This window comes from Mycobacterium aquaticum (assembly GCF_002086485.1).
In the GTDB taxonomy this organism is placed as follows: domain Bacteria; phylum Actinomycetota; class Actinomycetes; order Mycobacteriales; family Mycobacteriaceae; genus Mycobacterium; species Mycobacterium aquaticum.
In genome coordinates this window covers 189,417-212,282 of record NZ_MVHF01000008.1, presented here as the reverse complement: position 1 = coordinate 212,282, position 22,866 = coordinate 189,417, and the positions used below count along the sequence as shown (strand labels likewise).

The following is a 22,866-nucleotide window of genomic DNA, read 5'->3' as shown; positions in this document are numbered from 1 at the left end:
ATGTGCTCGCGGTCAACGCTGATAACGGATTGGAGGCGTGTCGGCTACAGCAAGTGCCGCGAGCAGACGGAGAACTAGGGCGCCAGGGCGACGATGCGCTCAGCACGCCGCAGGACCGGCGCGTCGACCATCAGGCCGTCGTGCTGGAACACCCCACGCTCACTCGCCACTCGATCGAGGACGGCTCGCGCCCACCTGATCTGCTCGTGGGTGGGGGTGTAAGCCGCCCGGATCACCGCGACCTGGGACGGATGGATCGCGACCTTGGCATCGAACCCGACAGCGACCGCGTCGTCGACTTCCGCCCGCAGTCCGTCGAGGTCCTTGATGTCCAGGTACACCGAGTCGAGTGCCACCTTGCCGAACGCCTTGGCCGCCAGCAGCGTCTGCGATCGGACATGCTGGGCCACGTCGCGATAACTGCCGTCGGGCCACCGGTTGGCGGTGCCACCAGTTACCGCGAACAGGTCCTCGGCGCCCCACATCACCGCGAACGCGTTGTCGGCCTGCACCAGGTCGACGACGTTGAGCGCGCCCAGCGGCGTCTCGATGAGGACCACCACTTCCAACGGCGCCAACGCGCGCACCTGGTCGACGTGCTCGGATTTGGCCAGCATCACCGTGGTGTAGTCGGTCGCGGCCACGGCCTTGAGGTCGAGTTGGTGGTCGGCGGTTGTGGCCGGGTTGACCCGCACCACGGTGCGGGCCGGGTCCAGTCGTGTGTCGATCAGTGCCCGGCGGGCGGCTTCGCGGTCCTTGGCCGCGACGCCGTCCTCGAGATCGAGGATCACGACGTCGGCTGCCGCTGCGGCCTTTTCGAATCGCTCGGGCCGGTCGGCGGGACAGAAGAGCCAGCCGGGTCCGGTGTTCGACAGTGTCATTTTGCTCCTCGCGTCCGCGCTGCCATCAGGCCTCACCTTCCGGCCGCATGCGCACCATCGTCTTGCGCGATGCGGTCGCGACGACGTCACCATGCTGGTTGCGCCCGGTGTGCGCGAACGTGACGATGCCCTCCCCGGGCCGGCTCTTGGACACGCGTTTCTCGGTGATCTCGGTTTCGGCATACAGCGTGTCGCCGTGGAAAAGCGGCTTGGGGAAGGCGATTTCGGAGAATCCGAGGTTGCCGACGATGGTGCCTTGAGTCAGCTGAGCGACCGACAGGCCGACGAGCGTCGACAGCGTGAACATCGAGTTGACCAGCCGGGCGTTGAACGGCGGCAACGCATCCGAGAAGGCCGCATCCAGGTGCAGGGCCTGGGTGTTCATGGTCAGCGTGGTGAACAGAACGTTGTCGGCTTCAGTGATGGTGCGCCCCGGCCGATGCAGGTAGCGCACCCCGATCTCGAACTCTTCGAACCAGAGTCCGCGCTGTTCGATGACTCGCTTTTCATCACTCACAGACCGGCCTCCCGCGCGATCAGCATCAGCTGCACTTCGGTTGTGCCCTCACCGATTTCGAGGATCTTGCTGTCGCGGTAGTGCCGCGCCACCGGATATTCGTTCATGAAGCCGTAGCCGCCGAACACCTGCGTGGCATCACGCGCGTTGTCCATCGCGGCCTCGCTGGCGACCAGCTTGGCCACGGCAGCGGCCTTCTTGAACGGCTTGCCCGCGAGCATCAGCGCGGCGGCGTCGTAGTAGGCGGCCCGGGCGGTGTGCGCGCGGGCCTCCATGCGCGCGATCTTGAAGGCGATGGCCTGGTAGGTGCCGATGGCCGCGCCGAAGGCCTGACGCTCCTTGGCGTACTTGACGCATTCGTCGACGCAACCCTGTGCGACACCGACCGACAGCGCGGCGATCGCGATGCGGCCCTCGTCGAGGATGCGCAGGAAGTTGGCGTAGCCCCGCCCGCGCTCGCCGAGCAGGTTCTCGGCGGGCACCCGGACGTCGTCGAAGCTCAGCGGGTGGGTGTCCGAGGCGTTCCAGCCGACCTTGTTGTAGGCCGGTTCGGCGGTGAAGCCCGGTGTGGGGACCGGCACCAGGATCGACGAGATCTCCTTCTTGCCACCGGGCTTCTCGCCGGTGACCGCGGTGACCGTGACGAGTTTGGTGATGTCGGTGCCGGAGTTGGTGATGAACTGCTTGGAGCCATTGATTACCCAGCTGTCGCCGTCGAGCTTCGCGGTGGTCTTGGTGGCTCCCGCGTCGCTGCCGCCGCCGGCCTCGGTCAGACCGAACGCGCCCAGCGCCTTGCCGCTGGCGAGCAGAGGCAGCCACTCCTGCTTCTGCGTGTCGTTTCCGAAGCGGTACACCGGCATCGCACCCAGGGACACGCCGGCCTCAAGCGTGATGGCCACGCTCTGATCGACTTTGCCGAGTTCCTCCAGCGCGAGGCACAGTGCGAAGTAGTCGCCGCCCATGCCGCCGTACTCCTCGGGGAACGGCAGGCCGAACAGGCCCATGTCGGCCATGCCGTCGATGACCTCGTAGGGGAACGAGTGTTCCGCGTCGTGCTTGGCACTGACCGGGGCGACCACGCTCTGGGCGAAGTCGCGGACCGTCTTGGCCAGCTGCTCGTAGTGATCGGGCAGGGTTCCGGTGGACAAGAAGTCAGTCATGATTGGGTCTCCTCGATTGCAGCGGTGATTCGGGCCAGCGGCTGACCCACTTTGACCTGGTCGCCCACGGCGACGAGTAGTTCGACGGTGCCGTCGACCGGGGCGGTCAACGCATGTTCCATCTTCATGGCCTCGACGGTGACCACCATGGCGCCGGCAGCGACCGCATCGTCGTGGTTCACCCCAACGGCGACAACCGAACCCGGCATCGGGCTGGTGAGTTCGGCGTCCCCGCTGTGCTCGTCATCGGGACGCACCGGCGCCTCGCGTACCTCTTCGACCGTCCAGACGCGCCCGCCACCGGTCAGCCAGAGCCGGCCGTCGGTGGCAGCGACCAGGTACTCGGTGCGCAGACCGTCCAGCGTGACGGCCAGCAGTCCGTCGGCGAAAGCGGCACTGGCGGTGTGGTTTCCACCGTTCTCGACGGTCGCCGTGGCCCGGTCCGGGGTTCCGGTGAGATACACGTGATCGGTGCGGCCGCTGGTCTGCAGCCGGAACGCCGCGGGCGCCCGTCCGCCGCCCCGCCAGCCGGACGGCGCCTGCCAGAGGCTGTCCCCCGCTTCCGACCAGTGCCGCAGCCACAGGTACGCCGCGGCCGCGATCATCTGTTCGTCTCCGACGGCGGCCGGTGTGAAATCGGGTGCGCGGCGGTCCAGTAGGCCTGTGTCGAGCCGGCCGGCAGCGACATCGGGATCGGCCAGCAGGTAGCGCAGGAACTCGGTGTTGGTGGTGACGCCAAGCACCGCGGTGTCGGCCAGCGCCCGGTCCAGCGTGTGCAGCGCATCGGCTCGGTCGTCGCCGTAGGCGATGACCTTGGCGAGCATCGGGTCGTAGTCACTGCCAACCACGGTTCCGGCCGCCAAACCCGAGTCCACGCGGACACCGGCGCCGGTGGGTTCGCTCAGCCCGAGCACCGGTCCGCCGGTCGGCAGGAAACCGTTGGCTGGATCTTCGGCGTACACGCGGGCTTCGACAGCGTGCCCGGTCATCACGATGTCGTCCTGGCTCAGCGCCAGCTTCTCTCCGGCAGCGATCCGTATCTGCTGCTCCACCAGGTCGATACCGGTGACCATCTCGGTGACCGGGTGCTCGACCTGCAACCGGGTGTTCATCTCCATGAAGAAGAACTCGTCCGGCTTGTCGGCCGAGACGATGAATTCCACGGTGCCCGCACCGGTGTAATCGACGCTGCGCGCGGTATCGCATGCGGCCGCGCCGATCCGGGCCCGGGTGGCGGGATCCAACAGCGGGGACGGCGCCTCCTCGATGACCTTCTGGTGGCGGCGTTGCAGGCTGCATTCACGCTCGCCGAGGTGGATCACGTTGCCGTGGCCGTCGGCGAGGACCTGCACCTCGATGTGCCGGGGCCGCAACACGAATCGCTCCAGGAACAGCGTGTCGTCGCCGAAGGCGGCGGCCGCCTCGCGGCGGGCGGAGGCCAGCGCACCCGGCAGTTCAGCCGCCTCGTGCACCACCCGCATGCCCTTGCCACCACCACCGGCGGACGGCTTCACCAGCACCGGGAAGCCGACCTCGGGGGCACCGGCGATCAGGTCGTCGTCGGTGAGGCCCGGGCGCGAAATGCCAGGTACGACAGGGACTCCGAATGCCGATACTGCGGCCTTGGCGGCGATCTTGTCGCCCATGGTCGCGATCGCTGTGGCTGGCGGGCCGATGAACACGATGCCTGCTGCCTGCAGGGCAGCGGCGAATTCGGCGTTCTCCGAAAGGAATCCGTACCCCGGGTGCACGGCTTGCGCTCCGGTACGACGGGCGGCGTCGACAACAGCCGCGATGTTGAGGTAGCTCTGCCGTGCCGCTGCCGGGCCGATGCACACCGCGACATCGGCTTCGAGGACATGCCGCGCGCCGGCGTCGGCCTCGCTGAACACGGCGACCGAGCGGATTCCCATCTCGCGCAGGGTGCGGATGACCCGCACCGCGATCTCGCCGCGGTTGGCGACCAGCACTGTGTCGAAAGTCGTCATCTCTGCCTCACATCCGGAAGACGCCGTAGGAGACCGGCTCCAACGGAGCCTGGCCGACAACCGAAAGAGCAAGTCCGAGCACGGTTCTGGTGTCCGCCGGATCGATCACACCGTCGTCCCAGAGCCGCGCGGTCGAGTAGTAAGGATTGCCCTGGTGCTCGTACTGCGCGCGAATCGGCGCCTTGAACTCTTCGGCCTGCTCATCGGTCATCTCACCGCGGACCGTGGCCAACACCGAAGCGGCCTGCTCGCCGCCCATCACCGAGATACGGGCATTGGGCCACATCCACAGGAAGCGCGGCGAATACGCCCGGCCGCACATGGAGTAGTTGCCTGCACCGTACGAGCCACCGATCACGACGGTCAGCTTCGGCACCCGCGCGCAGGCCACGGCGGTCACCATCTTGGCGCCGTGCTTGGCGATGCCGCCGGCCTCGTAATCGCGGCCGACCATGAAGCCGGAGATGTTCTGCAAGAACAGCAGCGGCGTCTTGCGCTTGTCGCACAGTTCGATGAAATGTGCGCCCTTGAGCGCGGATTCACCGAACAGCACACCGTTGTTGGCGATGATGCCGACGGGGTGGCCGTGGATGCGGGCGAAGCCCGTGACCAGCGTGGTGCCGTATTCGGCCTTGAACTCGGTGAACCGGCCGTCATCGACGATCCGGGTGATCACCTCGTGCACGTCGTAGGGCACCCGGGGGTCGACCGGGACGACGTCGTAGAGCTCGGTCTGATCGGCGACAGCGTCGACCGCGGGCTCCACCGCCCACGGCGGCTGCTGGGCCGGGCCCAGCGTCGAGACGATGTTGCGCACGATGCGCAGCGCGTCGCGGTCGTCGTGGGCCAGATGGTCTGTGACGCCGGAGATCTTGGAGTGCAGATCGCCGCCGCCGAGGTCCTCGGCGGTCACGACCTCGCCGGTCGCGGCCTTCACCAGCGGCGGGCCGCCCAGGAAGATGGTGCCCTGGTTGCGGACGATCACCGCCTCGTCACTCATGGCGGGCACGTACGCGCCGCCTGCGGTGCACGATCCGAGCACGGCCGCGATCTGGGCGATGCCCTTGGCGCTCATGGTGGCCTGGTTGTAGAAGATCCGGCCGAAATGTTCACGGTCGGGGAACACTTCGTCCTGCCGCGGCAGGAACGCGCCACCGGAGTCCACCAGATAGATGCACGGCAGCTGGTTCTGCAGCGCGATCTCCTGTGCCCGCAGGTGCTTCTTGACCGTGATCGGGTAGTACGTACCGCCTTTGACGGTTGCGTCGTTGGCGACGATGACGCATTCACGGCCGGACACGCGGCCGATTCCCGCGATCAACCCGGCGCCGGGGCACTCGTCGTCGTACATGCCGTTGGCAGCCAGCGGCGCGATCTCCAGGAACGGGCTGCCCGCGTCGAGCAGGCCGTCGACCCGGTCGCGCGGGAGCAGCTTACCCCGGCTGACGTGTCGTTCCCGGGCCCGTTCCGGACCACCGAGGGCCGCAGCGGCGAGTTTGGTGCGCAGCTGCGCGACCAACGCCAGGTGGTCGTCTGTATGCGATGACAAGGCAGCTCCATTTGAGTTAATGGCGACTAACTCGTGGTATGTTAGTCACGATTAACCGAGTTGTCTACCCCGGAGGCGTCATGACGAACAGTGCCGTCACCCGACGCAGTCAGGCCAAATCCGATCGCCGCAGCCAACTGATCGCAGCTGCGGAACGCCTGGTGGCCGAACGTGGCTACCTCGCGGTCCGACTCGAGGACATCGGCGCAGCCGTCGGTGTCAGCGGGCCTGCGATCTACCGGCACTTCCCCAACAAGGAAGCGATGCTGGTGGAGCTGCTGGTCGGCATCAGCACGCGACTGCTCGCCGGTGCGCGCGACGTCATCGCCAAAGACGACGACGCCCGCACGGCGCTCGACGACCTCGTCGACTTCCACCTGGACTTCGTTTTCGACGAACCCGACCTGATCCGCATCCAGGACCGCGACCTGGCCCATCTCCCCGACACCGCAGCGCGTCAGGTCCGCCGCTCGCAGCGCCAATACGTCGAGATCTGGGTGTCGGTGCTGACCCGGCTCGACCCGCAGTTGGCCGAAGACGACGCCCGCGTGATGGCGCACGCCGCGTTCGGCTTGCTCAACTCCACCCCGTACAGCGTGAAACCCGCTGGCTCCAAGGCTCGTTCACGTGAGGTGCTGCGCCGGATGACGTTGGCGGCGCTGCACGCCACCCGTTAGTCGGCGAACGCCGCGAGCAGCCATTTCGTCATCGCCGCGCCCAGCACCGCCCGGTTCTCCCGTTTGACGATCTCGTGGCCGTCGTCGTCGAACATCAGCAGTTCCGCCGTCCGGCCCAGCTCACGCAGCGCGTCGTACATCTGCAGGGACTCCCCCACGGGCACGTTGGTGTCGTGGGCGCCGTGCACCAACAGCAGCGGGGCCGTCAGCGCGTGTGCCCGCGCCAACGGCGACAGCTGCTCCAACAGTTCGCGATCGGCAACCGGATGCCCGTACTTGGGATGTGCGGCAGCGGCGATCCACGGTTCGGTGTTGCGGTAGAAGGTATTCAGATCACTCATCCCGCAGATGCTGATGCCCGCGGCGAACAGTTCGGGATGAAAGGTCAAGGCCGCCAGCGTGAGATACCCGCCGTAGGACCAGCCGCTGCACGCGATGCGATCGGGCCGGGCATGTCCGCGCTCGACCAGATACTTCACACAGTCGGCCACATCGTCGATGGCGGCGAACCGCAGTTCCCTGTCGTCGGCATGCATGAATGCCCTGCCAAACCCTCCTGATCCGCGCACATTCGGCGTCAGCACCGCAATCCCGGCCTCCAGTAGCCGTGGATAGAACTCGTTGTAGTCGGGCCGTGCCTGTCCTTCCGGGCCGCCGTGCAGGAAGATCATCGCGCCGATCGGCTCCCGGTCGGGCCGGTACAGCCAGGCGTTGAGTTCCAGTCCGTCGTGCGCGGTGATCCGCTCCAAAGTCGGTGTGCCGGTGAGCGGTCCGAGGCTGGGCTCGCGGTCGATACGTTCCCATTCCCTCGTCCGCGGGTCGACCAGTTCCACGGTCGGCGGCAGGGACGGCCCCTGGACGGTCATCGCGACCATGGAACCGCCTGCGCTGATGCTCAATTCGCTGGCCACCATGCCTGGCAGCGGGATCGGCTCGGCCAGGGTCTCGTCGGCGTATTCCAGGATCTGCAGTTCGCTGCACCCGTCGATGTTCCACAACATGGCCACCGTCGACAGGTCGTCGCTGACCACGAACTCGTCGAGCTCATAGCCGGGCCGTTCGGCGACGACGTGATACGACACGCCTTCGGCGGTCACCGTGACCTCCATGAGCCGGGCGTGGGACGCGCCGTTCTCACTGCGGATGAGCGCCCGGACATAGCCTTCCGAGCTGCCCAGCGGGTAGTTCTTGGCCGGTTCGATCAGCGCGGTCTCGCCCTCCAGACCGCTGCGCATCCGGCGCGGCTGATGGTCGTCGAGAACCACGCCTGCGTCGGTGGTGGACCCGGGGTCGAACGGCAGCAGCGCGATCTCCCGCTGCCCCCACAGCATGATCAGCTCGCGGTAGCCGCGCGGACCGACCCGCACCAGCGACGCGCCTGCCCAGGAGTCGACGAGCCGGCCCCCGGACCGCCGGTCCAGCACGGTGGTGTCACCGGTGGCCGGGTCGATCAGGCACGAGCTGCCGACGCCGTCGTCACCGGTGAGGATCGCCGCCACCGCAGTGCCGTCCCAACCGATCAGTTCGGCGGTGCCCTCGGGCGCGTCAGGCGGCCAGATGTCGACGCGGCGGGCGTCGCGGTCGTCAGGATCGGTTGTCACCACCCAGATCTGGCTACGGGTGCCGCCCTCGGGCGCGACCTCACAGGCCAGCCAGTGCCCGTCGGCCGAGTGGATGACCCGCGTCACCGGACCCACGACGGGCAGTTCCACGTCACGAGACGAGCTGGCCCGCCAGCCCCGCAGGAACCTCTGCACAGCGCGCGGATAGCCACCGTCGTCGACCAGGTGCGCGAACGCCGTCGCATCCGGCGACAACGACGCGCCGTAGTTCACCCGAACGTGCCGCTCCACTCCCCGTACTCCTCTCCGCCAATGTCTGTGCGAGCACACTGAGCGCCCGCACAGGTACCCTGCTGCCATGAGGTGGGCATGACCGATTCACCACGCCGCGAGGGTTCTGATCCGACCCAACCGCTCGGCAGCGGATACCCGGTGGACTATCCGGAGCCGGCCTACGCCGACCAGCCTCCGTACCAGCCACCCGGTTACCCTGCCGTGCCGAACTCGATGTCGAATCCGACCCAGCAGCTGCCCCCCTACCCTTCCTATGGGTACGGCCCCAATGCAACCGGCCAGTACGGCACGGGCTACCCGCCGCCGGGTCAGCCGCCTGAGCCGGAGCCTGACGACGACGGGCCGCGGATGTGGCTGTGGATCCTCGCGGCAGTGGCGGTGCTGCTCGTCGTCGGCCTGGTGATCGCCCTGGTCATCATCAACAGCTCGCAGCAGGAAACCGTCGTCGCCCCACCGGTGAGCCCGCAGCCCAGCGCGACCACCACCCGCAGCACACCGACCACGACGTCGCGCACTCCGAGTCCGACCGTGGCACCACCGATCACCACGCCGACCTCGCCCACGACATCGTCGGCGCCGGGCGCCACCGACACCGTGACCTACTCGGTCACCGGAGAGGGCCGGGCGATCAACATCACCTACATCGACACCGGCAACATGCTGCAGACGGAATTCAACGTGATGCTGCCGTGGAGCAAGCAGGTCGAGCTGCCGCAGCCGGCCTCCCAGAGCGCGAGCATCACGATCATCAACTTCGGCCCGCAGATCAGCTGCTCGGTGACCGTCAACGGGGTGCAGACCGTGCAGCGCACCGGGACCGGCCTGACGGTGTGTGCCGGCGCGGCGCCCTGACCTGCGCGCTCACACCGGGTCGTGCACGTGCTGCGGCGTGCGCACGGCCAGCATGGCCGCCAGGCCGATCGCCAGCACCAGGCACAGCCCGCCCATGCCGGCCCGGTCCGCGCCGAACGCGTCGATGAACGTGAAGAACAGCCACGGCGCCAGGAACGACACGGCACGCCCGGTCGTCGTGTAGAGGCCGAACGCCACGCCTTCCTTGCCCTCGGCGGAGATCCGCAACATCATCGTGCGCGCAGACGACAGAGTCGGACCGATGAACAGGCACAGCAGCAGGCCGCACACCCAGAAGGCCACCGGACCGGACAGGGACAGCAGGGTCAGACCCACCGCGATCAGGCACGCCAACGAACCGACGATGACCGGCTTGGAACCGACCCGGTCGTCGAGCATGCCGCCGACGACGGACCCGAACGCCGCGATCACACACGCACTCATGCCGAACAGGAGCACGTCGGCTTCGGACACGCCGTAGGCGTTGACGCCGAGCACAGCGCCGAACGCGAACACGCCGGCCAGCCCGTCGCGGAACACCGCGCTCGCCAGCAGGTAGTAGACGACGTTGTGATCGCGACGCCACTCACTGCGGATCTCGTCCCACAGCTTGCGATAGGCACCGAAGAGGCCCACGCGTTCGACCGGTGGCGCGTCGGTCACCCTCGGCACCACCACGAATATCGGCAGCGCGAACAGCACGAACCACGCCGCGGTGAGCAGCATCACCGCCCGGACGTTCTGACCGTCCTGGGCCGGGATGTCGAGCAACCCACGGGTGTCGCCGTTACCGGCGATGAACCCGGCATAGGCCAGCAGCAAGAGCACGACGCTGCCGCCGTACCCCAGCGCCAGGCCCAATCCCGAGATCCGCCCCGAGGTCTCCGGTGTGGACAGTTGCCGCAGCATGGCGTTGTAGGGCACGGTGGCGAGCTCGTTGCAGGCCGCCGTACACGCCAACAACACCAAGCCCGGTAAGAGGTAGCGGTTGTCGTCGCGGATCAGGCTCATCGCCGAGGTCAAGACCACCGCCGCGCCGGTCATCACCGCCAGCACCCGGCGCCTGCGCTGGGGCGCGTCGACCCAGATTCCGGTGGCAGGCGCCAACAGCGCCACCACCAGACCCGCGACAGTCATGGCCCGGCCCAACCAGCTCGCCGGCGTCGTGTCACCGGGCAGGCCCGCCCCGACGCTGCCGGTCAGGTACACCGAGAAAACGAAGGTGACGACGATCGCGTTGAGGCCCGTCGCGCCGCAGTCCCACAAGGCCCACGCGACCACCCGCGCCCGCCTGGGGTTGATCATGACCGACACTTTATGGCTCCTGGCTACTTCTAGGATGAGCCCCATGCCAGTTCCCGCACCCAGTCCGGACGCCCGCGCCGTAGTCACCGGCGCCTCGCAGAACATCGGCGAGGCGTTGGCCACCGAACTCGCCGCCCGCGGACACCACCTCATCATCACCGCACGGCGCGAGGACGTGCTGAACACGTTGGCGCAGCGACTCACCGAGCGCTATGGCGTGACCGTCGAGGTACGCGGTGTCGACCTCGCGGACCCGGCGGCCCGGGCGACGCTGTGCGACGAGCTGGCGTCCCGCGAGATCTCGATCCTGTGCGCCAACGCGGGCACGGCGACGTTCGGCCCCGTCGTCAACCTCGACCCCGCAGGCGAAAAGGCGCAGGTTCAACTCAATGTCCTCGGCGTGCACGACCTCGTCCTCGCAGTTCTGCCGGGCATGGTCAAACGCGGAGCCGGCGGAATCCTGATTTCCGGTTCGGCGGCAGGCAATTCGCCGATTCCCAACAACGCTACCTACGCGGCCACCAAGGCCTTCGCGAACACCTTCAGCGAGTCGCTCCGCGGCGAGGTGAAAGGCGCCGGCGTGCACGTCACCGTACTGGCGCCCGGGCCCGTGCGCACCGAGCTGCCCGATCCGTCCGAGCAGTCACTGGTCGAACGGCTGATCCCCGATTTCCTGTGGATCTCCACCGAGTACACCGCGAAGCTGTCACTGGATGGCTTGGAGCACAACAAGATGCGCGTCGTGCCCGGTGTCACGTCCAAGGCCATGTCGGTGGCCAGCGGCTACGCCCCGCGCGCCATCGTCACACCGATCGTCGGTGCCGTTTACAAGAAGCTGGGCGGCGACTAGTTTCCGCGTGCCGCCGATTTCGACGCCAAGGTTGTTGATCGACTCAGATCACGACCCTTACGTCGAAATCGGCGCACATCAGCGGCGGCGGCCGACGCCGAAGATGCTGCGGGTGATCTCCCGCCCGGCGACCGTGGCCGCCGAACGCAACGCGCTCTTGAACGCCGAGCTCGCCAGCACCTGCTGGACGATGCCAGGCTCGGCACGCTGAGCCGGCGCGGGCATCGGTTCCACCTCACCGGACGCCTCGACACCGGCGAAGCCACCGGCATCGCCCTCCTCCGGCGCAGGGACGGCGTTCAGCTTGGCGTTGAGGATCTCGTAGGCCGACTCGCGGTCCACGGTCTGCCCGTAGGTCGCCTGCAGCTGGCTGGCCTGCGCGGCCGCCTTGATCGCGTCGTCGCCGATGGCGCCCATCAACGAGCGCGGCGCCCGCATCCTTGTCCAGGCCACCGGCGTCGGCGCGCCCTGCTCGGAGAGCACCGTCACGATCGCCTCACCGATACCCAGCGACGTCAGCGCCTTCTCCAGGTCGTAGACATCGGTCTTGGGATAGGTGCGCACTGTCTTGGACAGCGCCTTCTGATCGTCGGGCGTGAAGGCCCGCAGCGCATGCTGCACGCGCGCACCCAGCTGAGACAGCACATCGTTGGGCACATCGGTGGGCAACTGGGTACAGAAGAACACCCCGACCCCCTTGGAACGGATCAGCTTGACCGTCTGCTCGACCTGATCAAGGAACGCCTTCGACGCGTCGGCGAACAGCAGATGCGCCTCGTCGAAGAAGAACACCAACTTGGGCTTGTCGACGTCACCGATCTCCGGCAGCGTCGTGAACAGGTCGGCCAGCACCCACATCAAAAAGGTGGAGAACAGTGCCGGACGCGCCGCCTGCGCGCCCAGTTCCAGCAGCGTGATGACGCCACGGCCCTGGGCGTCGACGCGCATCAGGTCCTTCGGTTCCAGCTCAGGCTCGCCGAAGAAGGTGTCGCCGCCTTCGGCCTCCAGGTTCACCAACGCTCGCAGGATCACCCCGGCCGTGGCAGGCGACACCGCGCCGAGCGCCTTGAGCTCGGGCTTGCCGTCGTCGCTGGTGAGGTACTGGATGACTGCCCGCAGATCCTTCAGATCCAGCAGCGACAGCCCCTTCTGATCGGCCCAGTGGAAGATCAGGCCGAGCGTCGATTCTTGGGTTGCGTTGAGGCCCAACACCTTTGACAGCAGGATCGGGCCGAAGCTGGTCATCGTCGCCCGCACCGGCACCCCGACACCCGATGTGCCCAGCGACAGAAACTCCGTCGGGAACGCAGTCGGGGCCCAGTCGTCACCGGTGTCCTTGGCGCGCTGCGCGGTCTTGTCGCCCGCCTCCCCCGGCTTCGACAACCCCGACAGGTCACCCTTCACATCGGCCATCACGACCGGCACCCCGGCCGCCGACAGCTGCTCGGCGATCACCTGCAGGGTCTTGGTCTTGCCGGTGCCCGTGGCACCCGCGATCAACCCGTGCCGGTTGATCGTCGCGAGCGGGATGCGGATCTGAGCGCCCGGGTCGACGGTCCCGTCGACGACCACCGTCCCGAGCTCCAACGCCTGTCCCCCGACGGCGTAGCCGGCGGCGATCTGCTGCGCGGGGGTTGCTGTCGATTCGGTGGTCATGCCGCGGTCCTCCCGTATACGCGAACGAGCCAATCGGGACCTGACACTACTGGGCAATCCGCCTGCGTGGTGGGTGCGGACGACCGCTTGTCGGGATTGGGCATACTGTGGACCTTCGTGCGAGACGAACTGGTGTGGATCGACTGCGAGATGACCGGCCTCGACCTCAAGAACGACCGGCTCATCGAGATCGCGGTGCTGGTCACCGATGCGGACCTGAACATCCTGGGTGACGGCTTGGACGTCGTCATCCATACCGACGACGCGGCGCTGGACTCGATGGTGGACATCGTGACCCAGATGCACACCCGGTCGGGGCTCATCGAAGAGGTCCGCGCCTCCACCGTCGACGTGGCGACCGCCGAGGAGATGGTGCTCGATTACATCCGTGGCCACGTCAAACAGGCCAAGACCGCACCCCTGGCCGGCAACTCCATCGCGACCGACCGTGGCTTCATCGCCCGCGACATGCCCAAACTCGACGATTACCTGCACTACCGGATGATCGACGTCAGCTCGATCAAGGAGCTCTGCAGGCGCTGGTACCCGCGGATCTACTTCGGCCAGCCCGAAAAGGGCCTCGCACACCGCGCGCTGGCCGACATCCACGAGTCGATCCGGGAATTGAAGTACTACCGCGCGACGGCCTTCGTCGCCCCGCCCGGGCCGTCTACCAGCGATATTGCGGCCGTGGCCAGCACACTGGGGCCGGATTCGGACAACGCCGGGGATAACGATTCGGCACTCCAGCGCCCGAGCGGCTAGTATCTACGACGCCGCGTGTGCCGAAAGGCGAAAGCGGCGATGGTGGCTGTAGTTCAGTTGGTAGAGCACCAGGTTGTGATCCTGGTTGTCGCGGGTTCGAGTCCCGTCAGCCACCCCGATACCGGGAACGCCGTCTACGCAAGTAGGCGGCGTTTTTGGTTCCAGCCCCGGTAGCGCCCGACAGAACCTGGTATCCACGAAGTAGTGGACAACCAACCGTGGAACATCAACATTCACTACGACGGACTGCTCGATTCGAAGGTCCCGCAGGATGCCCACACCGTTCTCGACGTCGGGTGTGGCGATGGCTTCCTGGCCGCCCGGCTGGCCCAGCGGGTGCCGGACGTGATGGCAGTGGACATCGACGAACCGGTGCTCGACCGGGCCCAGATCCGCTTCCCCGCCGCGCCGGTCAACTGGATCCACGGCGACGTCATGTCGACAGACCTGCCCGCGCACGCATTCGACGCGGTGGTGTCCAACGCCGCGCTGCACCATTTCGACGACAGCGGTGCCGCGCTCAGCCGGTTCGCGTCTCTGGTCCGTCCCGGCGGCACGGTCGCGGTGACGACGTTCGTGAAGCCGTCGCTGCGGGAAATCGCCTGGCACGTCCCGGCGTGGGCGGCGTGCGCCGTCGTCAACCGCGCCAAGGGCAAATGGGAGCATTCGGCCCCCATCAAATGGCCTCCGCCGGAAACGTTCGGCCAGTTGCGCGCCAAGGCCCGTCAGGCACTTCCCGGCGCGGCCGTACGGCGGCTGCTCTACGGCCGTGCCCTGATCACCTGGCAGGCGCCGATCTAGCCGTCAGTGTGCCGCTTCGGATTTCGCCGACCGTCGGATCCTCGGCGCCAACTGCACGAATTCCGGTACCACACTGGGGTTTTCGTGTGCGGTACTGACCAGGGATACCAAGGTGTTGGCGACGTCGCGCAGTGCCGACATCCGCTTGGGCAACTGGCCGTGCTCAACCCACGAGTCGTACAGCTGAGCCAGCAGATCGCGGTCGGCGCCGCGCAGGATCTCGGTGTCCTCGGTCGGGCCGATACCGACCCGCAGGATCGAGAGCTCGGGATGCTCACTGCGCCAGGAGTGCAGGATCTCGTCGAGCGCGGCCTTGCTGGCGCCGTAGGCAGCCACCCCGGCGCGGGGCCGGCCCACATCATGGCTCGACGCGATCAGGATCACGCCGTTGTCGGACAGATGCGGCAGCGCGGCCCGCAGCACGTTGTTGGCGCCGACCGTGTTGACGCTGAACGCGTGCAACCACGTGGCGACGTCGGTGTCCTCGACATAGGCGAACGGCACCACCGTGCTGGTGAACACCACACCGTCGAGCCCGCCGAGGCTCTGCGCCGCGGCGTCGACCACGCGGGTGATGGCCCCGGAGTCTTCGACGTCGAGCTCGAACGCCGACCCGCCGATCGATTCGGCCAGCGAGGTCAACAGCTCGACGCGGCGGGCCGCCACCGCGACCTTCGCTCCGCGCTCCGCGGCGCTGATCGCGACGGCATGACCGATGCCCGAGGAGGCGCCGACCACGAGAAGTCGCAGCCCGGCGGTATCCGGTTGATGGCCACTCATCCAGGTTGCCCCCTCTTTCTGACGTCCGATGTTAGGTAACCCTTCGCCGTCGGACAGTACCGTGCGCGATGAGTTCCGGACGCGCGGCGGGTCAATACGAGAGACCCGCGTCGTGTAAAGCACGTAGCAAAGGAGCATCCGATGACGACAGCCATGCCACCGGTGGTCGACGAGCAGACCTGGCGCGCTGCGCTGGGCGACCTGCGTCGCCGCGAGAAGGCCGCCACCCGGGAACTGGACGCGATCGCCGCCGAGCGGCGTCGCCTGCCCATGGTCGAACTGCCCGAATACACGCTCGTCGGCGCCGAGGGACCTGTCCGGCTCGCCGACGTGTTCGCGGGCCGTTCGCAACTCATCACCTACCACCACATGTGGACCGACGGCGCCGAATGGCAGTGCGGCGGCTGCACAGGGTTCACCTCCCAGTTCACCCGGTTGGAGTTTCTCGACAACTACGATGCCCGCTTCGTCATTGTCACCAACGGGCCCATCGAGGAGGCTCTGGCCTACCGGGACAAGGTCGGCAACAAGATGCAGTGGTACTCGTCGTCGGAGAGTTCGTTCGGCACCGATATGGATGCTGCTCCCGGTGATGGCTTCGCCGTGAATGTGTTTCTGCGCGACGGGGATACCGTCTACCGGACCTGGCACACCAACGGCCGCGGCACCGAACAGCTCAGCCACAGCTTCGCGCTCATCGACCTGCTGCCGTGGGGCAGGCAGGAACAGTGGCAGGACTCCCCCGAGGGGTGGCCGAAACGGCCCACCTATTCGGGGTGGCTCGACAGCCCGGATATCGCCCGCTTCTACGGAAAGGAATCCCAGTGACCGAACCCGAGCGCTACGTCGTCACCCACACCATCGCCGCCGCACCCACGGCGGTCTTCGCCGTGCTGTCGGATCCGGCCCGGCACAAGGACACCGAGCCCGGGGACTGGGTGCGCGACGCGATCGATCCGAAGCCCATCACCGGCACCGGGCAGATCTTCGCGATCAACATGTTCCTGCCGCAGGCCGGCGGGCATTACATCATGCACAACCTGGTCAGCGAATTCGACAAGGACCGCACCATCGCGTGGTTTCCCGGTCAGCTCGACGAAGCCGGAAAGCACAATCCGGGCGGCTGGTGGTGGCGCTATGACCTGGCCCCCAACGGCGACGCCACCGACGTCACCCTGACCTACGACTGGACCGGTACGCCGCAGAGCTTCCGTGACCAGGTCGGCATGCCCCCGTTCGGCAAGGATTTCCTCGTCGAATCGCTTGCCGCGCTGGACCGTTCGGTCAAGTAGGTCACGTTCCGGCGTTGCCGGCGCGCCATTGGTCCCAGGGGATGTTCCAGTCGCCCAGGCCTTCGGTGCCCGGCAACACCGGACCGACGGTGTTGGCCACCTCGACAATGTCGCCCCGCTTGGTGTTCTCGTAGAACCAGCGGGCGTTGGCGGTGCTCACGTTCAAGCATCCGTGGCTGGTGTTGCTGTAGCCCTGGCTGCCCACCGACCACGGTGCCGCGTGCACATAGATGCCGCTGTAGGACATCTGGGTGGCGAAGTCGACCTCGGTGCGATACCCGTTGGGCGAGTTGACCGGAACGCCGTAGGTCGACGAATCCATGATCAGGTGACTGAAGCGATCGCCGATGATGTAGGTGCCGTTGTTGGTCGGCGTGCTGTTCTTGCCCATCGAGATCGGCATGGTCTTGACGACCTGGCCGTTGCGCCGAATGGTCAGCGTCTTGGTGTTGTCGTCCGCGGTCGCGATGACCTCGTCACCGATGGTGAAGTGGTTGGCGACGTTCTTCTGTCCGAACAGCCCATCCCCCAACCGCACACCGTAGGTGTTGACGGTCACGTCCACCGCCGTGCCGGGCTTCCAGTACGTGGCTGGGCGCCAACGCACTTCACGATTGCTCAGCCAGTAGAAGGCGCCCTCGACGGGCGGCTCGGTCTTGACGGTGATGGCACGCTGCGCGGCCAGCCGGTCGGTGATGTTCTCGTCGAACCTCACCGCGATGGGTTGGCCGATGCCGACGACCTCGCCGTCATTGGGCAGCACATAGGGCATGGTCAAGTTCGCCGGGGAATGCGTCTGGAAGGTGATGCGCCGGTTGGCCACCCCACCGAGACCCAGTGATTGAGCGCTGAGGGTGTAGCGCTCGTTGAAGTCGAGCGGATCAGTACTGGACCACGTCAGGCCGTCTGCGCTGAGCTTGCCCGCCACCGGGGTGCCGTTGGCGTCGGCCATGCTGACGCTGCCCAGCACGCCGTTCTCCGCACTGACGGTCACCGGGGCGTCGACCGCCACGCCGACCGCTCCGTCGGTCACCGAGGCATTCACCCTCGGCACCAGCAGATCGCCGAATGGCGTGCCCTTGTCGGCGATCACGGGCGGTGGCGGCGCCGAGACGGCACCCGTGCACGCCGATATGCCGAAGATCACAGCCGGAGCCAGGGCAACGGCCGCGCGGCGGAGCCGTTTTCGCCCCGGCCGGGTCAATGCCTGCACCTGCCACATTTCTCGCTCCACCTCGCATGACGTCAGCAAACCGACGAATTCTGGCAATAGTCTAAGGGAATGTCCGATCGACGGCTTACGCACGGTCCCGAACAAGCCAGCAGGACCAGCGGATTTCACCTTGGGCGCATGGCCTGTTATCGTTCCATGCGCGCGCCGTTAGCTCAGTTGGTAGAGCAGCTGACTCTTAATCAGCGGGTCCGGGGTTCGAAACCCTGACGGCGCACAAACGAAAAGCCCCAGTAACCCTGGGGCTTTTTTCGTTTGCGGACGTCAACCGGCGTGATAGCGCTCGCCGACACTCTGCTCGGCTTCCTCCAGCAGCATTTCCACAGCGCCGGCGAGATGGGCTGCGGCATAGCCGCGGTCGCGGTACTGCTCACTTTTGAAACGGTTGAGCTCTCGGCGTAGCTCGTTGAGGGTTTCGTCACTCACGTGCGCCATGTGACCTCCAGATGGGTGGGTGAACGGCGACTCGCACCGGCACCACTGGCGCACCGATGCGAGTCGTCGGAAGATGTCAGAAGCGGGTCAGCGAGCCTCGACCTTGGCCTGACCGTCGGTGTAGGTGATGGTTCCGTGTTGGAACTGCGACTGCCATCCGCCGGGGATCGTCTCCTCGTCCGACGTGGGGTACCCCAGGCGGCCGCCTGCGCCGCCGTCGCGCTCCCAGGCGTCCCGGATACCGCCCCATACGATGTGCGCCCCGGTCTGCGGCGTCCAGTAGATCGCACCGCCGTTGAAGGTGCTGAACTGACCACCGTTGGGTGCGGGCGCCTCACTCGCTGTCGGCAGGCCGAGCGGGCTGCTCGCGCCGCCGGTCGCGTTGTACTTCTGCAGGATGATGCCCTGCACGACGAATGAGCCGTTGGGCGTGACGATCGTGGTGCTGTCCGCAGGGCCGGTATTCGGCGCGCCGGGTGCGGGGCCGCCGGGAGCGCCCGGTGCACCCGGGGCGCCCGGCTCACCGGGAGCGCCTGGGGCACCCGGCGTTCCTGCGTTGCCGGGCGCGCCTGGTTCGGCGGACGCACCAGGGGTGGCGGTTCCTTCGGCACCAGGAGCATGTGACTCACCCGGGGCCGCGGTACCGGATTCCGCTCCGGTGGTGGCTTCGCTGGCAGGTCGGCTGGTCTCGCTCCCCGACCCCGTGGAATTGTTCGAACACCCGACGCCAAGAGCGCCAGTAGCGGCAACTGCGATGATGCCGGCAAATCTCAAATATGTTTGCTGCATTGCAGATCTCCCCTTGTCACACGGCAGGCCCGTGTTGCGATTCCGCTCGAATCCCGGCGCGTCTCCCCCGGCCAAGATTCGCATTTGACCTTAGCTGGCGACCCACCCGGTAGCAACCACTTGAGCAATAACAGCCGTTCACGACCCACCCGGGATTCACTCGGAGCTTCGGGCACCGTTCGCCGGAGAGTCAGCGGAATTACCTTGCGCAACAGCGGAAATGCAAATTGACGCCGCTGATTCATGTAGCTGGACGAAGAATTCTGAACTCGAGCATCAGACCCAGAGCAATCTCACAGCAAAATCGATCACGATGGGCGAAACGGTGGCCGAACCACACCTGGCGCCCGACTGCCCATTGTCAGCAATCGGCTGGCGATTGCGAATAGCCGCGTACATCCAGCCTCGATCGGATTCATCGCCCGGCATCGAAACTGTGCTAACGGACGACGAACATCACCTTGCGGCAGGCCGTACCACAATTGGTTGACGCTGACGATAGTTACTGTTCGGCGACCGTCAGTGCATTGATTCGCTGGTCAGAGGGTGAGAATGCTGATACTCTGCAATTAGCTGAACTGCCGAGATCACGAGACATCGGCGCTGATTGCGAGAAAGCGAGGTGTTAGCTATGCCCCCGAGTGCCGGTGCGGACAATGCTCACCCCTCGCATCGTTCCGATGTTGCTGCGCAACGGCCGCTGATGGTGCATAGCTGCAGTCGCCTCGGCCGCACCGCCAATCCGCCGGGTTTCTCGTTGGCAGACTGGCTCCTGCCGGGCCGCCGCCGCTGAGCGGCGAATCACCCCGCACCGCATTGCGGCGCGTCAGATGGACCGCAGTGCGGCCCGTCAGCGGTTCTTGACTCGGCGGATGACGACGAAGACCACCAGCAGGCCTGCCCCGGCCAGCGAAGCCGTCACGGCGGGCTTGCGCAGGAATCCGATCACCGCGGCCTTGGCGTCGTCGGCGAGCCGTTGCGGATTCGCACGCTCGGCCAGGGAGTCGACGGTCAGCGCCAACTGATCGCGAGCCTGATCGATCTCGCGCTTGATGCTCTCCGGGTCCCGGTTCGCCACTGTGCTCCTCCAAGCCGCTCCGTGTCGTGCTGCCCTGCCGAACTACCCTAGATCAGCCTGCTCTGTTTGAACGGCACCGGTCGACCAGAAGGGAATTTTCGCGCATGCCGCCAACCCCGCGTCTCGAGGTGGGTGCCACCGCCCCCGCGTTCAGCCTGCCTGACGCCGATGGCAACATCGTCAAGCTTTCCGACTACAAGGGCCGCAAGGTCATCGTGTACTTCTACCCTGCCGCGTCCACGCCGGGCTGCACCAAGCAGGCCTGCGATTTCCGCGACAGCCTCGCCGAACTCAACGGCGCCGGTCTCGACGTGATCGGGATCTCGCCGGACAAGCCCGAGAAGCTCGCGAAGTTCCGCGACAACGAAGGCCTCACGTTCCCGTTGCTGTCGGATCCGGACCGCAAGGTGCTGACCGAATGGGGCGCGTACGGCGAAAAGACCATGTACGGCAAGACCGTTCAGGGCGTGATCCGCTCGACCTTCGTCGTCGACGAGAAGGGCAAGATCGCCGTCGCGCAGTACAACGTGCGGGCCACCGGCCACGTCGCGAAGCTGCGCCGCGACCTATCGGTCTAGCTGTCCGAGCCGCTCCAGAAGCAGCGCCTCGGCGGTTGCCGCCTTCTCGAACACGCCGAGGTGCAGGCTCTCGTTGATGCTGTGGGCCTGGGTTGCGGGGTCTTCGACGCCGGTCACGAGGATCGTCGCGGCGGGGAACGCCGCGGCGAACTCGGCGATGAACGGGATCGAGCCACCCATGCCCATGTCGACCGGATCGGTGCCCCAGGCCTGCCGGAACGCGGCGCGGGCCGCGTCGTACACCGGGCCGCTGGCGTCGATCGCGTACGGCTGCCCGACGTCGCCAGGCGTCACCGTCACCTGCGCACCCCATGGAGTGTGTTCCTGGAGATGACGCGTCAGCGCCTCGAGGTGCGCACGAGCGTCGCCGCCGGGTGCCACCCGCATGCTGATCTTGGCGCGGGCGCGCGGGATGAGGGTGTTCGAGGACTTGTCGATCGGCGTGGTGTCGATACCGATCACCGTGATGGCGGGCTTGGCCCACATGCGTTGGACCACTGAGCCCGAACCGATTTCGGACACGCCGTCGAGCAGTCCGGATTCCTGGCGGACCCAGCCCTCGCCGCGGTCGACGTCTGCGGCGGACGCCTCGTGCAAGCCTGCGACCGCGACGTTGCCCGCGTCGTCGTGCAGGCTGGCCAGCAGCCGCACCAACACGGTCAGCGCGTCCGGCACCACTCCGCCCCACAGGCCCGAATGCAATCCGTGGTCCAGGGTGGCGACCTCGACGACGCAATCCGCGAGCCCTCGCAGTGACACCGTCAGCGCCGGTGTTTCGGTGCTCCAGTTGTCCGAATCGGCGATGACGATGACGTCGGCGGCCAAGGCATCACGGTGGGCGTCCAACAGTGCCCCCAATGACGGGGAACCGGATTCTTCTTCCCCTTCGACGAACACCGTCACTCCGACCGGCGGCGTGCCGTCGAAAGCCCTGATCGCGGCCAGATGCGTTGCGATACCCGCCTTGTCGTCGGCGGTGCCGCGACCGTAGAGCCGGCCGTCGCGCTCCTGCGGTTCGAACGGTGCGGAATTCCATTGAGCGGGATCGCCTTCGGGCTGCACGTCGTGGTGGGCGTACAGCAGGACCGTGGGCGCTCCCGGCGGGGCCGGGTAGTGCGCGATGACGGCAGGCGCGCCGCCTTCGCTGACGATCTTGACATCGGGAAAACCCGCATCGGACAACAACTTTGCGACGGCTTCGGCGCTGCGCGCCACCTCGTCGCGGCGGGCCGGGTCGGCCCACACCGAGGGGATGCGAACCAGATCCTCCAGATCGGCCCGCACCGACGGCAATACCTGCTGTACCCGCTGCACCACGTCAGTCATGGTGATGACACTAGCGTCACCGTGAAGCCCAGCGAGCGTGCGCGAAATGCTGACCAGACACGGCGTGTCGGGCAGCAGGCGCGCACACTCGCGGAGCTACGGCTAGGGCTCCTCGATGATCGCGACGGCGGCAGCGGTGTCCGCCTCGTGCGTGAGCGACACATGGATGGTGGTGTTCTCCAGGTGCCGGGCGATCTCACCCGACAGCCGGACCTTCGGGCGGCCCCACATGTCGGTGACCACCTCGATGTCGCGGTGGATGTCCTCCGGCAACACCGGACGCTTGGAGAACCGCGAGCCCGACCAGGCCTTGATCACCGCCTCTTTGGCGGCCCACCGGGCCGCCAGGTGCCGGGCCGCCGACGAACTCTTGTCCGCGGCGTCCCGGCGCTCACCCGGCGTGAACGTCTCGGCGAAAACCGTGCCTGGCCGATCAACCTGCTCGGCGAAATCCGGTATGGAAACCAGATCGATGCCTACTCCGACTATCGCCACGCAGC

At 66.9% G+C, this 22,866-nt stretch carries 22 protein-coding genes, 2 tRNA genes and 1 pseudogene; 10 read left to right on the top strand and 15 right to left on the bottom strand.

Going from position 1 to position 22,866, the window contains the following annotated elements:
• Positions 1-74 precede the first annotated feature (74 nt).
• From BST13_RS11550 to BST13_RS11530, 5 genes are read right to left on the bottom strand one after another with little or no spacing between them, the layout of a single operon-like run.
• Positions 75-881 (bottom strand): HpcH/HpaI aldolase/citrate lyase family protein, encoded by an 807-nt coding sequence (locus BST13_RS11550; RefSeq protein WP_083163824.1) that lies wholly within the window; start codon positions 879-881, stop codon positions 75-77.
• A 25-nt stretch (positions 882-906) separates the two neighbouring features.
• Complete coding sequence (locus BST13_RS11545) at positions 907-1,398, bottom strand: MaoC family dehydratase (protein WP_083163822.1); 492 nt, start codon at positions 1,396-1,398, stop codon at positions 907-909.
• Complete coding sequence (locus BST13_RS11540) at positions 1,395-2,558, bottom strand: acyl-CoA dehydrogenase family protein (protein WP_083163820.1); 1,164 nt, start codon at positions 2,556-2,558, stop codon at positions 1,395-1,397. Before BST13_RS11540 ends, BST13_RS11545 begins: the two co-directional genes overlap by 4 nt.
• Positions 2,555-4,546 carry an acetyl/propionyl/methylcrotonyl-CoA carboxylase subunit alpha gene (locus tag BST13_RS11535; RefSeq protein ID WP_083163818.1) on the bottom strand — a complete coding sequence of 664 codons (1,992 nt, stop codon included), beginning with the start codon at positions 4,544-4,546 and terminating at the stop codon, positions 2,555-2,557. The genes BST13_RS11540 and BST13_RS11535 overlap by 4 nt, the downstream gene beginning before the upstream one ends.
• Positions 4,547-4,553: 7 nt before the next feature.
• Positions 4,554-6,116 (bottom strand): carboxyl transferase domain-containing protein, encoded by a 1,563-nt coding sequence (locus BST13_RS11530; protein ID WP_211296068.1) that lies wholly within the window; start codon positions 6,114-6,116, stop codon positions 4,554-4,556.
• Positions 6,117-6,175: 59 nt separating this feature from the next.
• On the opposite strand from BST13_RS11530, the gene BST13_RS11525 reads away from it, so the two are divergent.
• Positions 6,176-6,772: an SACE_7040 family transcriptional regulator gene (locus BST13_RS11525; RefSeq protein WP_083163814.1), complete on the top strand. Its 597-nt coding sequence runs from the start codon at positions 6,176-6,178 to the stop codon at positions 6,770-6,772.
• On the opposite strand, the gene BST13_RS11520 is transcribed toward BST13_RS11525, so the two are convergent.
• Positions 6,769-8,625 carry an alpha/beta hydrolase family protein gene (locus BST13_RS11520; protein ID WP_211296065.1) on the bottom strand — a complete coding sequence of 619 codons (1,857 nt, stop codon included), beginning with the start codon at positions 8,623-8,625 and terminating at the stop codon, positions 6,769-6,771. The two genes, BST13_RS11525 and BST13_RS11520, sit on opposite strands and share 4 nt — an antisense overlap.
• Before the next feature lie 78 nt (positions 8,626-8,703).
• Here BST13_RS11520 and BST13_RS11515 point away from each other — a divergent pair, with 78 nt between their 5' ends.
• Positions 8,704-9,480 (top strand): MmpS family transport accessory protein, encoded by a 777-nt coding sequence (locus BST13_RS11515; RefSeq protein WP_083163923.1) that lies wholly within the window; start codon positions 8,704-8,706, stop codon positions 9,478-9,480.
• 9 nt (positions 9,481-9,489) lie between these two features.
• Here BST13_RS11515 and BST13_RS11510 read toward each other — a convergent pair whose 3' ends face one another.
• On the bottom strand, positions 9,490-10,785 hold the full coding sequence (locus BST13_RS11510) for an MFS transporter (RefSeq protein ID WP_083163812.1): 1,296 nt from the start codon (positions 10,783-10,785) through the stop codon (positions 9,490-9,492).
• Positions 10,786-10,828: 43 nt separating this feature from the next.
• Here BST13_RS11510 and cmrA point away from each other — a divergent pair, with 43 nt between their 5' ends.
• Positions 10,829-11,635 (top strand): mycolate reductase, encoded by an 807-nt coding sequence (gene cmrA / locus BST13_RS11505; RefSeq protein ID WP_083163921.1) that lies wholly within the window; start codon positions 10,829-10,831, stop codon positions 11,633-11,635.
• Positions 11,636-11,713: 78 nt separating this feature from the next.
• On the opposite strand, the gene BST13_RS11500 is transcribed toward cmrA, so the two are convergent.
• Positions 11,714-13,291 carry a helicase HerA-like domain-containing protein gene (locus BST13_RS11500; RefSeq protein ID WP_083163810.1) on the bottom strand — a complete coding sequence of 526 codons (1,578 nt, stop codon included), beginning with the start codon at positions 13,289-13,291 and terminating at the stop codon, positions 11,714-11,716.
• Between the two features lie 117 nt (positions 13,292-13,408).
• Here BST13_RS11500 and orn point away from each other — a divergent pair, with 117 nt between their 5' ends.
• The 3 genes from orn (at position 13,409) to BST13_RS11485 (ending at position 14,857) form a co-directional block, all read left to right on the top strand.
• Positions 13,409-14,056, top strand: a complete 648-nt coding sequence (gene orn, locus BST13_RS11495) for an oligoribonuclease (RefSeq protein ID WP_083163917.1) — start codon at positions 13,409-13,411, stop codon at positions 14,054-14,056.
• Positions 14,057-14,098: 42 nt separating this feature from the next.
• Positions 14,099-14,171, top strand: a tRNA-His gene (locus BST13_RS11490).
• A gap of 89 nt (positions 14,172-14,260) precedes the next feature.
• Positions 14,261-14,857 (top strand): class I SAM-dependent methyltransferase, encoded by a 597-nt coding sequence (locus BST13_RS11485; RefSeq protein ID WP_083163808.1) that lies wholly within the window; start codon positions 14,261-14,263, stop codon positions 14,855-14,857.
• Positions 14,858-14,860: 3 nt separating this feature from the next.
• On the opposite strand, the gene BST13_RS11480 is transcribed toward BST13_RS11485, so the two are convergent.
• Complete coding sequence (locus BST13_RS11480; protein WP_083163806.1) at positions 14,861-15,637, bottom strand: SDR family oxidoreductase; 777 nt, start codon at positions 15,635-15,637, stop codon at positions 14,861-14,863.
• A gap of 141 nt (positions 15,638-15,778) precedes the next feature.
• On the opposite strand from BST13_RS11480, the gene BST13_RS11475 reads away from it, so the two are divergent.
• Together BST13_RS11475 and BST13_RS11470 are read left to right on the top strand one after the other, a co-directional pair.
• The gene (locus tag BST13_RS11475) at positions 15,779-16,465 is read left to right on the top strand and encodes a DUF899 domain-containing protein (protein WP_083163804.1); all 687 of its coding nucleotides are present in this window, start codon (positions 15,779-15,781) and stop codon (positions 16,463-16,465) included.
• Positions 16,462-16,929, top strand: a complete 468-nt coding sequence (locus BST13_RS11470) for an SRPBCC family protein (RefSeq protein ID WP_083163802.1) — start codon at positions 16,462-16,464, stop codon at positions 16,927-16,929. Before BST13_RS11475 ends, BST13_RS11470 begins: the two co-directional genes overlap by 4 nt.
• A 1-nt stretch (position 16,930) precedes the next feature.
• Here the strand turns inward: BST13_RS11470 and BST13_RS11465 are convergent, their stop codons facing one another.
• Positions 16,931-18,151, bottom strand: coding sequence for a L,D-transpeptidase (locus tag BST13_RS11465; RefSeq protein WP_083163800.1), 1,221 nt, complete (start codon positions 18,149-18,151; stop codon positions 16,931-16,933).
• Between the two features lie 153 nt (positions 18,152-18,304).
• Here BST13_RS11465 and BST13_RS11460 point away from each other — a divergent pair.
• Positions 18,305-18,377 (top strand) — tRNA-Lys (locus BST13_RS11460).
• 47 nt (positions 18,378-18,424) lie between these two features.
• Here the strand turns inward: BST13_RS11460 and BST13_RS38240 are convergent.
• The 3 genes from BST13_RS38240 to BST13_RS11450 all read right to left on the bottom strand — a co-directional run bounded on the left by BST13_RS38240 (position 18,425) and on the right by BST13_RS11450 (position 20,462).
• Entirely contained in the window at positions 18,425-18,595 is a 171-nt protein-coding gene (locus BST13_RS38240) for a hypothetical protein (protein ID WP_170064277.1), read from the bottom strand.
• A gap of 87 nt (positions 18,596-18,682) precedes the next feature.
• On the bottom strand, positions 18,683-19,384 hold the full coding sequence (locus BST13_RS11455; protein WP_083163797.1) for an LGFP repeat-containing protein: 702 nt from the start codon (positions 19,382-19,384) through the stop codon (positions 18,683-18,685).
• A gap of 850 nt (positions 19,385-20,234) precedes the next feature.
• A complete protein-coding gene (locus BST13_RS11450) occupies positions 20,235-20,462 on the bottom strand; it encodes a DUF3618 domain-containing protein (RefSeq protein ID WP_029371977.1) in 228 nt (75 codons plus the stop codon).
• 104 nt (positions 20,463-20,566) lie between these two features.
• On the opposite strand from BST13_RS11450, the gene bcp reads away from it, so the two are divergent.
• Entirely contained in the window at positions 20,567-21,040 is a 474-nt protein-coding gene (gene bcp, locus BST13_RS11445) for a thioredoxin-dependent thiol peroxidase (protein ID WP_083163795.1), read from the top strand.
• On the opposite strand, the pseudogene BST13_RS11440 reads toward bcp, so the two are convergent.
• Together BST13_RS11440 and acpS are read right to left on the bottom strand one after the other, a co-directional pair.
• A pseudogene (locus BST13_RS11440) lies at positions 21,015-22,366 on the bottom strand (M20/M25/M40 family metallo-hydrolase); the annotation flags it as partial. The gene bcp and the pseudogene BST13_RS11440 sit on opposite strands and share 26 nt — an antisense overlap.
• Positions 22,367-22,468: 102 nt before the next feature.
• Positions 22,469-22,861 carry a holo-ACP synthase AcpS gene (gene acpS / locus BST13_RS11435; RefSeq protein ID WP_029371973.1) on the bottom strand — a complete coding sequence of 131 codons (393 nt, stop codon included), beginning with the start codon at positions 22,859-22,861 and terminating at the stop codon, positions 22,469-22,471.
• Positions 22,862-22,866 lie beyond the last annotated feature (5 nt).